The organism is Paenibacillus terrae (genome assembly GCF_005217525.1).
Classification (GTDB): Bacteria; Bacillota; Bacilli; order Paenibacillales; family Paenibacillaceae; genus Paenibacillus; species Paenibacillus terrae_C.
Map to the genome: position 1 here is coordinate 136,821 of NZ_PNXQ01000005.1, position 14,423 is coordinate 151,243.

Below are 14,423 nucleotides of genomic sequence, written 5' to 3' on the forward strand. Positions count from 1 at the left end.
AATGTACAAGAGTTCTCTTGCGCATTTATGGTAGTCCCTTAATGAGTATATTCACTGTACATTATCCATAGAATATAAAGGATACATAAATCCCAAAGGTACGCCCAGATTGAACACTTAAAGTAGCAGGTAATGACGGAGTATCAGCAATTTTTATAGCCTGCACACCCAGAACAAAACAAATTACTTCACTATATTAACCTTAGCACCGTCAGTAAGCAGGCTTATTCCCTTAACGGCAATGGTCTGGCCCTCGGTAAGCCCCTTGGTTATTTCAACCTCCTTGGCGCTTTCCTGGCCTGTTTGCACTTCTACCCGTTTAGCAGTAGCACCCTCAACCACATAAGCATACTTTTTCCCAGCTTGCTCTGTAACGGCGTCTTGTGATACTAGAATGTTTTGTGCAGCTTCCGATTTCATATAAACATACACAACCATACCGGATTTGAACTCGCCAGATGGATTGGGGACTGAAATTTCGACAGGATATGCCTTGAGATCATTATCCATAACCGGATTGACCGCTGTCACTTTAGCCTCTATTCGTTTGCCCAGTGAGTCTACTCCTAGAGTTACAGTGGAGCCTACATTTAGCTTAAGCAGATCCTCCTCAGAAACGTTCACCTTGGCAAGGATAGGATTTGTATTTGCAATCGTAACAACGGTCGCCTGAGGACTGACCATTTGTCCTGTTGTACCAGTCACGACTGAAATGGTGCCCGACATAGGTGCTCTGACTACAGCGTCGACAAGCTGACTACGTGCAGTATCCAAAGCAGCCTTGGCCTGATTAGCCGAAGCACGTGCTACATCAATACCCGTTTTCTGTTGTGCAAGACGCAATGACTTCTGGGCATTAGTATATGTTGTCTGGGCACTTTCCTTGGATGTTTGCGCATTATGAAGTGAGAGCTGGGCGTTTTCCAACGCAGTTTGAGCTCTTCTATGCGCTATTTGAGACTGTTCCAGGTCAGATTGCGAAACAGCACCAGCACTAAACAACTGCTGGTTACGATTTAGCGTATTCTGAGCATCACGCACGGAACTTTGGGCATCTATCACAGCAGTCTGCGCTTGGGTAATGGCATTGTCTTGCTGTACCAATGCGCTCTTAGCCTGGTCCACAGCAGACTCTCCCTGCTGAACAGATTGCGCTGCTCCGCTTTCAGCTTGCTTCAAATTAGCAAGTGCAACCTGGTAAGATTCCTGAGACTGTGTAATCGTGTCCTGAAGGTCTTTCTGATCAATCGTAAACAAAATATCGCCTTTGTTTACCCTTTGTCCCACTGTCAAATTAATGTTCAGTATTTTTCCGCTAATTTTCGGGGAAACCTGAGCCGTGTCTTTGGGCGCAAAGCTACCTACAATACCTGATGAATCCTCAATACTGCCTTTAGTCACTTTTGCTACCTGGATCGGAATCGTTTTCTGTACCGCAGCCGGAGAGGCTGGGGCTTCCCCCCCACCGCAACCTGCCAATGCAACTGACAAAAGCAATGTCGTGGCAATCAGAGCACTTTTTTTATTCATTATATCTCTTCACCTCATTATTAAATGTGAACACTCTTTTGTTGCAGCTTTGCTTCTTTTTTGAGCTGTCTTTTCAATTTCCGTTCTTTACGCTTTTGTATACTATTATCCATGATAACGTAGATTACCGGAATAAGAATTAATGTAATAAGAGCTGAGAAAGACAACCCGAACACGACGACAACAGCCATCGGTGCTTGTGTTTCGTTACCGTTTCCTGTAGCGAATGCCATTGGAAGCAAAGCAAGTACAGTAGCAAGCGTGGTCATTAAAATTGGACGTAACCGTTCAGATGCTCCATGAATAATGGCTTCATCCCGATCCTGACCTTCTTCTCGGAGCTGAATAATGAAATCAATCATGACGATGGCATTATTCACGACCAAGCCGACAAGCATAATATAACCGGTTAGAGCCGATACACTAAGGCTAGCTCCTGTTACAACCAAACCAATAAGCACACCTATTAACGTAGGTGGAACCGAGAACATAATTACAAACGGCGTAAGCAAGGATTCAAACTGCCCTGCCATAACCATATAAATCAGCACCACGGATAGCAATATAGCTACTGCCAGATTTGTAAAGGACTCCATCATTTGCTCATTTTGTCCGCCACCCGTATCGGCACTATATCCCTCAGGGAAATGGGTACCTTTCAGAAGAGCATCTATTTTTTGGTTAACTGTAAGGATGTCCCCTGTGCCATCTATGTCAGCAGTAATCTGTACTTGACGTGTTTGGTTCTCGCGTGTAATAGTCTCGGGAACCTCACGCTTATCGATACTGGACACTGATGACAGAGGCACATCGATCCCTTGTGCAGTTGTAATCCGCAATGTTTGCAGATAAGCCAGATCATGACGATACTCATTCGGCAACGATATTTTCACATCAATCTGGTCTTCTCCGGTACGATAGCTTGTAGCAACCGAACCGTTAAAGGAGGTGCTCACAGCAGACAAAACTTGAGATGCTGACAAACCATATCGGCTGGCAAGCTCTCGATTAATCGTAATCTCATATTCCTCACGAGTAGAATTCAACGTACTCTTAGCATTGACCACTCCCGGTATATTTTTAACCTCAGCTAAGAGATTATCCGAAAGCTCGCGCAATACTTCTACATCATCACCCTTCAGGTTGATGTTTACGGCCGATCCACTTGATATCCCGCTTGAGGATTGAATAATAATTTCCGCATCGGGGATATTTTCCACTTTTTTGCGGAGCTCATTGACCACGGCATCAGTAGGTCGTGTATGCCCATCCTTCAGCGTAACATTAACCTGGGCAGCATTAGCAGATGTTGAACCGGATATACTTGACACACCGCCTCCAGAACCTACAGTTACTGACATTTTATCAAGTTCAGGAATCTTTAAAATTTCCTTTTCAATTCCTTGAACAACCTTCTCTGTTTCTTCCAACATGGTTCCATTAGGCATCGTTACCGAGACCGAAAACTCCCCTTCGTCGGTTTCAGGAAAAAATTCCGTTTTAACCATAGGAATCAAAGCTGTTGCAGCTACAAACATAAGTAAAGTAATAGCCAAAACACTTTTTCGGTGGTTTATCCCCCACTTGAGAACACGGCGGTATCCGCCTTTAAATTTCTCAAAGGCGATATTAAACCAGATAATCGGGTTAATTCCTTTATAGGTACCCGAAGAATATATTGACTCATCTGGTACAGTAGGCAACCAACGTGAACTAAGCATAGGTACAATTAAAAGCGATACTAGCAAAGCCGCGATATGAGAGAAAATTACGGTCAAGGCTAACGGCTTAAACAGCACGCCTGCAATTCCATCTACAAATACAACTGGTAAAAACACTACTATCTGTGCAAGTGCAGATGCCATTACCGCATTACCCACTTGCTTGGAGCCATCAATAGCGCCCTGCAGCATGCTTTTGCCTTCATGTCGTTGTCTGAAAATATTCTCGATAATAACGACAGCAAAGTCAACAAAGGACCCTAGCCCCAGTAGCAATCCACTTAATGAAATAATGTTAATGGTTTGTCCAGTGAAATACATCATCATAAACGTTGCTACAAAAGAAATTGGAATAACGATAGTTGCAATAATTGTAGAACGTGCGCTATTTAGAAATAGCAGTAACACAATAGCTGCAATGATAAGTCCCAATACAGCATGCTCTATTAGTGAATGTACAGAATCGCTAATAGGTTTGGAAGCGTCTGTGACCATCTCAAGCTGAGTCCCCGTAGGCAAGTTCTTACGAATTGAATCCAGACTTTCCTTCACAGAATTAGCAATGGCAAGTGTATTCCCTCCGGTAGCCTTTGTGACTGAAATATTAATACTTGGCTTACCATTGTATGTGGAAATGGTGGTGACATCATCCAAGGAATCTTCAATGGTTGCGACATCCTTTAATTTCACACTGCCTTTGCCCACAGTGATCGGAGTCTCTCCCATTTCCGAAACAGCTTGATATTCACCTTGAACCCTGATTTGGATCTCTGTATTACCACGATCAACAGAACCTGCAGAGCCGGCCACATTATTAGCTGCTAATGCCTGACTGATCTGATCTAACGTAATACCATAACTTTGCAGTTTGGCCTGATCTACAGTAATTCGAACCAACCGCTCTTGTCCCCCAGACAAACCGACTGAAGCGACCCCTGAAATTCTTTCGAGCTGTGGTTCGATGATATCCTTTGCAATAGACTTCAGTTTGTTAACATCCTGATCACCAGTAAAGGCCAAATTAATTACAGGTGTAGCATTGAGATCCAGTTTCAAAACACGCGGCGAATTGGCAGCTTTGGGAAGTGAACCCCGAACACCATCCAATTTATCTCGCATATCCAATGTAGCCTGATTTAGATCTACTCCCCAGTTAAACTGAATCATGACCATAGAGGTCCCCTCAGAAGACTGAGAGCTAATCGTATCCACATCCTGAATGGACGATAGACCTTTTTCAATAGGCTTGGTAACCAATTCCTCAACTTCTGTCGGTGTCGAGTTTGGAATACTGGTCACTACCATAGCAATAGGCAGCTTCATATCCGGCATCTGCTCGACAGGAAGCCTTAACGAAAAAATACCGCCCCCGATTAACAAAGCAACAATTAACATAAATACTGTTACAGGACGGCGTATTGAAAACTGAGACATCTCATCACTCCCCACTCACTTCTTTATGTAGCATTTAAGCACACTAATCCTCTACTACGATGAAATAGGCGTAAAGTTTCAGATAAATGCGCAAAAAAACATATAAGCAAATAATAAACACATTTTGAGATAAATACTTAAAAAAAGTAGTTAATTTAAATGCATTTATGGTATTTCAAGAACAAAAACGGTGTAAACTTACCCATCAGTTATCTGCTCATTGTTATTATGGCATAGGCCCTTAATCCCAGTCAAATAGCTGATTTTAAAAAACATCCCTCTCATGTATATGAAAGGGAATTCCAATTTCGCATGGAGGGATGTTCAATAAATTCAGTTTTTTAAGGGTCTAGATTTTAGGAAGCAACTTTTTATCAGCCATAACTTTAGCTATGATAACGGCCGCATCTCCACGCAAGGTCAGAGATGTAGGATTAAACATATATCCTTTTTTCAGATCACTAGCATCAACAGGTGAACCCGTGATAAAGCCCTTCTTGGAAATCGCAAGCACAGATGCTTGTGCATAGTAATCAATCTTGTCTGCATCTTTAAAGGTTTTAGACAAGTTCTTCATGATCTTGTCATGATCTGTTTCCAGCTTCAAATTCAATGCCTTGGCGATCATGACTGCTGCATCTTGGCGCGTGATTACATCTTCCGGCATAAAGATTCTTGGTTGCGAACCTTTTACAATACCGGCACGTGCGGCTGTTTCAATATAACGATAATCATAGAGAGCATCTGCTGATATCGTATTTGGAATAGAGACGTCATCAAAATGCTTCGCCCCGCTGAAATTAAGAGGAATTTGCAGACCTTTGACAATCATAGACGTGAATTCGCCTCTTTTAATGTAGCTGTCAGGTCCAAAACTATTAATTGGATCCATTGGGTTCATGACACCCTTAGCCAGAATGGCCTCAATGTAATCTCTGGCGTACTTGTGCTTAATGACATCACTATACGTTTCTCCAACCTTAGCTACAACATAGTAGCCGAAACGATCAAACGGTACTTTAATGGTATGTTTCTTCGGATCCACCACACCACCAATGTTCTGCCAATCTTTAAGATCCGAATCAAAATAGAACACTGTCATTTGTTTCCCTGCATCCTGCGCGATACTGCTATCATACGTCAAGGTTAATGTTGCACGCTTGGATGGTACTAATTCATTAGAAGGATCACGCCAGTAGAAGTTTTTGACCTTACTACTATCATTTTGTGACTTGTTAGCCAGTTGATAAGGATCGGCACCATAAGTTACCGGATCGTAAGCATCTGTTTTGATATCATCTGCTGTACCTGGGTCAATCCAGAATACAGGACTTGACTTGGTAAAACGAGTCGGAAAGTCTCTGCTGAAGTATCTGCTTCCATCTGCAATCAAGCTCTGCATATCCGACAATGCTTTTTCAGTTTCAAATTCATGACGGTCCACCACACCATCTTCGCTATTTGCTATCGCAAAGTACAATGTATGACCGGAGAAAACCTGATTTTTGAATTGCTGCGGTTGATCATAATCCCGACGAATCAGACTAGTTCCCTTAGCAAAAGCAAGTGTAAGATTACCATCAAACACTTTGTGCGATGTTTTCATCGCTTCCATGTATTGCTCACCAGGAATATTAGTAGGCACATATTTAACCGTAATGGTCTGTTTCAGTTTATCTTTACCTTTTGTAACCACTACGTCAATTTTATTATCTTTGTTGGCCTTTAGACCTGTGACGATGGCTTTGTAGGTTGAAGGGTAATCAACAGTGCCATCATAATCAGAATCGAATCCCTCTTGAACTGCTGTTTCCTTACCTACCATAACACTATCTGCATTACTTGCATTCACAACCACTTGCACAAAGTTTTGATTCACGATTCTCTTTTCAGGAAGCGGACGCAAAATATCAAAAGATGTGGATTGGCCAGATACTTGCAGTCGGAACGTTGCAAATGGTCCGCTCTTGCCACTGTTGTACAAGGTAATGTTATAGGCTACTGGTGTTCCATCTTGCGGAACAGTTTGGTTTTTCAACACAAAGCTGAAATACTTTTTGTCCGGATGATAGTACACGAGCAGGTCTTTTAAATCTTTATTCGTAAATTTATCTGTAGTAGAACCAGAGTTGTATGCTGTCTTAGCATCCTCGGCTGAATAAAACTCATTATTCAGTGTCCAGTTAACCTCGCTATCATCCGATCCCTTAATTTCCAAAATATATTGGTCCTTATTGGAAATATCACTTAGGGAACCATTGACCTGATCCGCTTTACCCAAATCAGCAATACTGAATGTACCAAACACATTGATATTTTTCAGGGATGTATTGTAATTGGTATCATCCACTTTAGTGAAATTAGCATCTTTTGTTTTCGGTGCAATTTCGCTATATTTCGGAGTACTGCTCAAGCCACTAACAGGCGTAAAAGGAATAATCCCCTGTGTGTTTGGAACGGGAATCACTGGAATATTGGTCTGTGTAAAGTTTACTTTTACCGTATTGCTATATTCAATACCTGGCTTGTACACAAACTTGATTTCATTATTCCCGCTTGCCAGTGCGTTGGCTGCGGCTGTTTCCGAGGAAGAAGCAAGTTTAAAGTCTGCCCCTGAGCCATCCAAATCAACCAATACATTATTAATGTACAGGAATACATTTCGGTTACTTCCAGTGTAATGAATATCTGCTATGTTGCTCACATCAAGCAATTTACCTTTAAAGTAGCCCAATTGAGTCAGTTTATAGGTATTCAAGTTTGAACTGGAGGTATTCAACGGAATTTGTTGTCCGTCATAAATCGTATCATACTTCATAAATGGACCCTGCAACAGATTCACTGTAGCTTTAATTAATTTGGTCGAGTCACCATTCAGGTAAAAATTCAGTACGTTCTGTCCTTCTTTAGGCAAAGTGTCTACATAGGCAACGATTTTCTTCACTTGTGTTGGCTTACCATTGATTGTCCGAATCACATCTTGAGGTGACCCTACAGTATGAACCGATACCCCAGAAAGCTCACTGATTGAAGTAGGTGCACCGTTAACAACGATGAACTCCATACCTACAGGAACAGATGGAGCATCTGTAGTCTTGTTCTTCATAGAGCTACCAGTTAACTTCATAGCTTCATCTATGGCAGCTGCCTGATCAGACCCGCTTCCATTAATTCTACTCAATAATTGATTGTTAAAATCAGGAAGATAGTTCACGTCATCAATATACGGCTGAGTGCTGCTGCGCAATGTAAATTGGACAGCCGATGGAGCAGGCGGGGTACTGCTATCGCTATAAGTCAGACCCAAGGATACTCTGGTCAAATGATCCACCACTACCTCTGAAGGTACAGTCACCTGAAATGGATATACCTTATAACCATTGGATGTAACCACATTAGCAGTATCAATCGTGGCATCAATCCCACTAGCACTACCCACAGCACTGCCATTGTTACTCACATCTGTAAACCGTGCATTAATTGTAGCCACTCCCGGATCAGATGCACCGCCTGGAACCAAAACCTTACCCTTCAAAACAACTCCATTCGTAGACGATACGGTAAAGTCAGGCGATGTGGTCAGATCGGCCGACACATTCCCGTCCATGTTCAGGTTCAAATCGGAAAATTCAGGCTTGCCCGTATAGATCGTGATTTCACGTGTAACCGTAAGAGCCTGAGTTCCGTTACCCACTTTAAGAGTCACTATATTTTTACCTGGACTGAGTACAACACTTCCTGTTAGTTTGTAGCCAGTATAAGAGTTAACAGTATACGTATTACTGCTTTTTGCAGACGTGAGTGTCACACTGTCAGCATTAGGCGCTATACCTTGAATGACCACTTTAACGTCATCCGAACCGCTATTACCAGCGTCTGTCAGCACAGCAGTCTGGTTCTCTACTAACTGCTCGGTTTTACCGTTCAACGTAGCAGACAGATCATAAACCTTTGGTCCATCCTGGTACTCTACGTAAATAGAATCCTTCATATCCGCCGAGTTTTGGCTGCTTTGGAATGTGATTCGATTCAAACCAGGAAACAGTTTAATGTCTGTAACTTTAAGCGTGGAGCCAGCGACTGTAATTCCGCCCTTTTGGCTCTCATTTTTATTTACTACGTTAAGAGTCGTTCCATTTTTGGAGAGCTGGAATACACTATATGATATCGTGCTTCCGTTCACACCGTTAATCGTTCCGTTAACTGTAATACGGTCCGTGTTTACCGACCTGGCTGAATCCACGTCATATTTTTCATTTGGAAAAATAAAATAAGTTCCCGTCGCAGCATGAGCCGTACCTACCAGGGCCGCCGGCACCAAGCCAATGATGAGACCAACCGTCAGCAAAATAGATAGCAATCGTTTCAAATCATTGTCCTCCTTAGATTCTGTCGCACCTTGGGGCACGTAATCATTCAATACCTTTTTTATCGGTAGCGAACATACAAAAAATTAGTAAATACGCAAAAAAGGAGGGAGTTTTTTCGTAGCGAAGAACAAAAAAGCCCTCAAACCCGCGGTATACCGCCAAGCTTGAAGGCTTACTTTTAAAATAAAAAAATTATAATTTCGAACGAGTCTGAGAATCTGGCTTAGCCAGCAACCGAATCAAGGTGTTAATCACCGGACGTTTGGTTTTACCGACAAGACCAATAACCTCGGCTCCGATCTGCAAGAAGAACATCATAATACATATCACGACAAAGATAACCCAGTTCGCTTCATTAAGCGCGGCATATGATTGAATCACCGCTAATACACCGAAAAATGCAGCAATAGCGTAAATGATCAATACGGTCTGTCTGTGGCTAAAGCCCAATTCACGCAGACAGTGATGTAAATGACCTTTGTCTGGTGAGAAAATCGGTTTTTTCTGCAACTTGCGACGAATGATTGCAAAGAATGTATCTGATAAAGGTACGCCGATAATGATCAATGGCGTAATAAACGATACAATAGCGATTTGTTTAAATCCAAGCATTGACAGCATTGCCAGGCAGAAGCCCAAAAATAGAGATCCTGTATCACCCATAAATATTTTTGCTGGATGAAAGTTGAAAAACAGAAATCCGATAATGCTGCCCAGCAGAACCAGACAAAGCATAGCAACCATATAGTTGCCCATCAGAAGAGACATTACAAAAATCGTTCCGATTGCGATTCCCGAAACACCAGCAGCCAGTCCATCCAGACCGTCAATCAAATTGATGGCATTCGTTACACCTACAATCCAGAAAATCGTAAGCGGGATGGAGATCCAGCTTTCCAAAGAAGAGTATGCATCCTGAAAAGGCACATTCACAAAATCAACACGAATATCAAAAGCAAATACAACCATACACGCAACGGCAATTTGAGCCAAAAATTTCAATTTTGCATTAAGATCAAAACGATCATCGAGAGCACCAATCAGTGTAATCAGCGTTCCGCCAATCAGAAAGGCTGCGATAAAATTAATATCCCGTGAGGACAGCATTCCTTCAGGCACAAAAGGTAAAATCGCCAATAAGGACAAAAGAAATGCCAGGAAAATCCCCAGACCGCCAAGACGCGGCATAATTCGGGTATGTACCTTTCGGGCATTCGGCACATCAACGGCTCCAACCTTCACAGCAAATTTCTTGACGAGCGGTGTCAATAACAGCGCAAGTCCCAGTGCCATGATGAAACCAATAATATAGATCAATAGCATTTGATCATTCGACCCCCAATTTTAAAGCAATCCCTTTTCAGATGTAACCGCATTGAATTATACTCTGATCGAAAATAAATACCAAGCTTCATATTCTGGCAAATTAGCGGGTTTTGAAGGCAGATTCAAGCTATTTATCACACTTTTGTGACGTTTTCTTTTTCACGCATCACTTTCACGGCGAATTTCGGCAGCGCAAGCATTCTTTTGTAGCGACTTGGCTCTTTCAATAGCCTATACAACCACTCAGATCTGAGCTTTTGGAACAATTTAGGAGCGCGTTTGGCTTTACCGGATATAATATCGAAGCTGCCGCCCACCCCCATCATCACAGGAACACCCAATTGTTCTTTAAATTTACCAATCCAGGGCTCCTGCGTGTCAGCTCCACGTGCTACAAACAGCAAGTCAGGATTTGCTTCACGAATAGCTGCAATCACCGCTTCATCCTCTTCCGGTCCGAAAAATCCGTCACGCTTGCCGCAAACCGTAATTCCGGGATAAAGCTCATGTACCCGTTGTGCAGTCGCTTGAATCACCTCAGATGTTGATCCGAGTAAATAAACTTTCCAATGATAGTTTTCTCCAGCTCCAAGTAATTCATGTAACAAGTCAAAACCCGCCACACGTTCTGGTACTGGATGCCCTACATAATTTGCGGCCCAAACCACGCCAGTCCCATCCGGGACGATGAGCTCCGCCTGCTTCATCACTGACATGTACATAGGGTCTTCCAACGCTGCCATAACCATAATCGGATTAGCAGTGATCACTTGATGGGGTCGACGAGACTCCACCGCTTGAATTAATACATTTAATGTATCTTTCATATTAAGCCTTGATACCGGAACACCGAAAATCGGGACGGTAGGCACATTCGTAACCTTATCAACTGTCACTGTATCCATCATCCTTTGCGACACAAGTAATTAACGATATGCTGTGCCGGTAAGCGAGCCTCGCTTTTTAACAAAGCAATTGCCGCTCCCTGGCTCTCGATCCATTGACTTCGCTGATCCAGCAGTCGTACAGCCTCAGCAGCCAGCTTTTGACCATTCAGCGCTTCTGTAGTGCCTACAGGCTGGCTACCGACGCGGCCGAGAAAATGGTCAATTTTAGGGTCATAGGATATCCCCAACGGGGGCACTTGATGGGACGCTGCATAAATCAGGCTGTGTAATCTCATCCCAATCATCAAACTGCAACGACTGACTTCCAGCAGCATCTGTTGAGGATCGATAACCTGCTCACACATGCTGACACGGCTGCCCGTTTCCCTAATATCCCCTAACAAATCCATTACCATCCTAGAAGCCTGCTCGTCGTCTGGCAGATGGAAAGGGAAAAAGCGCAAATGCACGCGGCGCCCGGCAGCTAATTTCTTCAAACCATCTGCAATCGCGGTTAATTCACGACGCTCCTTGTCCCAATAACGTACGGACACACCAACGATCGGAAGTTCATCCTCCCCTTCAGCAGCCACTCTGTTCAAACCTTCGGAATTGGAGGGCAATGGAAGCCCCATCACGGGATCAGGAACGACCTCAACAACAGGGCGTTGTAATTTCATGGTGTCCAGTAGCGCCGCAGACTGTTCATCTCTTACAGATACATATTCGCAGCGTTGAAACACAGACCGGATCATAGGGTAGAATATCTTCCGTTGCACCGGACCAATGCCTTGAGCATACACAAACGTCGGCTTTCCGGCCCACTGAGCCAGTTTGAGAATCGCCAGATAATAAGGAATGCTTTTGGCACTTGTTGCGTCCTGAAGCAAACTTCCACCGCCGCTGATTAACCCGTCACTGTTTTTAATCGCTCTCCGAACTTCTCCCAGACTCATACGCGGTACGGCTTCTACTCCGTACATCTTCTGCGTCCAATCGGGGTCCGAAGATAGCACAACAGGCTTAACCGTAATACCTGCCTGACGGCTTTCCTCCTCTAATGCTGTCAAAATCGACTTGAGCACTGCCTCGTCTCCACTATTGCGAAAGCCATAATAACCCGAGATTATTATCGTTTGAACGGTGGTGACCATTTTTTCCAACATCCTTCCAGCACTTGCCACACGACAATTGCAATAATTCCCAAAATCAGACCAAATCCCAATCCTAGCAGCCCACGACTAAGCGAGAGTGCCGCTGGAGAATGAATGTGTGCAAAGGTATCGACCATAGAGGCTTGACCAATAACAGCTATAATCAGCAAATAGATCGCATTGCGATATTTCAACGCAAGGAATGCACCTGCAATAAACAGTGGGTGTGCCATCAAGAATTCCTTATTACGCGGACGCACACCAAATGCATTCTCAAGGAAATTTCGGAAAACTAGTTCCGTGTTAGACACGGTACCCGCATTCCCGGTACGGCTCAAATAGTACACTCCTGCGGCTCCGATCACAGCCAGTGCGATGACCCATAATACAGTAATCGGCGTGCGCAGCAGCTTTGAGATTTCTTCGCGTATAGAAACGCCCCGGTAAAAGAAAATGTATATTGCCGCCAAAAAAATCGGCAAAATGTGAAGCAAGCTTACGCCTCTAAATTGGTTCAGCACTAGACTGTATGCAATACTGTTCAACAGCGCAATAACAAACGGTACAGCTGCCAGCGACAAAACTGCTGTCTGAACGTACAATACAAGTGTTTGAACAAGACGACGACCTATTGAAAGCTCAGGCTCCTGTTCGCGTTTGATTCTAATCGTACGCACAGCAATGACCATTGCAACCGTGGGTCCACTAATCGCTGCGAGCAGTGCCAAGCCTTGCTCCATCAAGCTGGAGTTCAGAACGTAAAGGCCTGCTGAGCCAACCAATCCCAATCCAAACGCTAACAAGGTCAACGCTGGGACAAAATACGACACCATAATGGAGAAGAAAGCCAGCGCACCCAGTACAACCACCAATTTCAGGTAACGTTGGTAGGATGAATCAACCACTTGAAATGGTTCAGCCTGTCCAAGCTCAAATCCCTTTTTCTCCATCCGTTGAACAGCATTGCCCGGGTTGTCCAAACTGTGGATCAAGTTGTCTACAGAATCCTTCACTTTGGCCTCAGCCACACTGCGGGTTGGAGCAGTATTAAGATACAACATGCGAATGTTGCGGTCCTTGGTCGCCAATGCAAAACGATCAGCCAACGTCTCCACATCAAGCATTGAATCTTTGTCGCTCAGTGAGTACAAGCGCACAACGTTATATTTTATAGCGTAAGCCAGCTTGTTGAAGCCTGCCTGCGGTTTTTTCAAGTTTTCAATAGCGGCCAGGCCAATATTGTATTTGTTCAGCAATTGAGCAAATGCCGCCAGGCTGTGTTCCTTCTCATTATCTGTAAACCCTTTGACAGAATCTCCTTCAAACAAAATGCGTTTTACGCCATTCTCCTGAAAAGAAGCCAACGTCTCTTCCGTCAATTCCTGATTGTAAGGAAGACTGTCGCTCATCCGAGGAACGATAAAAAATCCTTTACTCCGAAGCTGTTTCATGGCAATCGGATCAGGCTGCATAGGCTTGAGATACGCATCCTCTGGAGAAGTTTCTACAACGAGCCCTTCATGGCCCTGATAAGTCCATGGTTTGACGTTAATGTCCAGACTGTTAAAAGTACGTTCAATTAACGGCTTCAATGCCGCAGCGCTTTCCTGATCAGTGAAAACAACGTACGTAAAATTCTCATTGGCGGGGGATACCCGTTTTTCCATATCAGCAATATTCTGAGTTGTATAGGTTACAATATGGCCTGCTTTACGGAAATCATCCAGCGTGCTCTCATACATTGCCATACTGTTCACACCGGCCTGCTTTAAGCGATCAAGCTGCTCATTCAAGTAATCCTGCGGGTGAGCCTGATACGAAGCTGCCTCCGTCAAATCCCGATAATCGAATACGATCTCTACTTTTTTACTAGATGATTCTGTCTGCACACGATCGACAATTACAGGAATGGAAGCCAGCAAGCCAAGTGCAACCAGAATCCATAACCATTTTCGAGAAGCCGTATTCCAATACTGCCATTTCTGATACACCAAAGAACCT

General features: G+C 43.7%; 7 protein-coding genes. All 7 read right to left on the reverse strand.

Annotated features, from left to right (window positions below):
- Positions 1–183: 183 nt before the first annotated feature.
- Complete coding sequence (locus tag C1I60_RS03820) at positions 184–1,530, reverse strand: efflux RND transporter periplasmic adaptor subunit (RefSeq protein WP_137060561.1); 1,347 nt, start codon at positions 1,528–1,530, stop codon at positions 184–186.
- 20 nt (positions 1,531–1,550) lie between these two features.
- Complete coding sequence (locus tag C1I60_RS03825; protein WP_137060562.1) at positions 1,551–4,685, reverse strand: efflux RND transporter permease subunit; 3,135 nt, start codon at positions 4,683–4,685, stop codon at positions 1,551–1,553.
- A 349-nt stretch (positions 4,686–5,034) separates the two neighbouring features.
- The gene (locus C1I60_RS03830; RefSeq protein ID WP_137060563.1) at positions 5,035–9,054 is read right to left on the reverse strand and encodes an S-layer homology domain-containing protein; all 4,020 of its coding nucleotides are present in this window, start codon (positions 9,052–9,054) and stop codon (positions 5,035–5,037) included.
- Between the two features lie 193 nt (positions 9,055–9,247).
- Positions 9,248–10,378, reverse strand: coding sequence for a glycosyltransferase family 4 protein (locus C1I60_RS03835; RefSeq protein WP_044648751.1), 1,131 nt, complete (start codon positions 10,376–10,378; stop codon positions 9,248–9,250).
- Between the two features lie 137 nt (positions 10,379–10,515).
- Positions 10,516–11,277 carry a WecB/TagA/CpsF family glycosyltransferase gene (locus C1I60_RS03840; RefSeq protein ID WP_137060564.1) on the reverse strand — a complete coding sequence of 254 codons (762 nt, stop codon included), beginning with the start codon at positions 11,275–11,277 and terminating at the stop codon, positions 10,516–10,518.
- An 8-nt stretch (positions 11,278–11,285) separates the two neighbouring features.
- Positions 11,286–12,422 (reverse strand): polysaccharide pyruvyl transferase CsaB, encoded by a 1,137-nt coding sequence (csaB, locus tag C1I60_RS03845; RefSeq protein ID WP_137060565.1) that lies wholly within the window; start codon positions 12,420–12,422, stop codon positions 11,286–11,288.
- Positions 12,398–14,413, reverse strand: coding sequence for a DUF5693 family protein (locus C1I60_RS03850; protein WP_137060566.1), 2,016 nt, complete (start codon positions 14,411–14,413; stop codon positions 12,398–12,400). The genes csaB and C1I60_RS03850 overlap by 25 nt, the downstream gene beginning before the upstream one ends.
- Positions 14,414–14,423 lie beyond the last annotated feature (10 nt).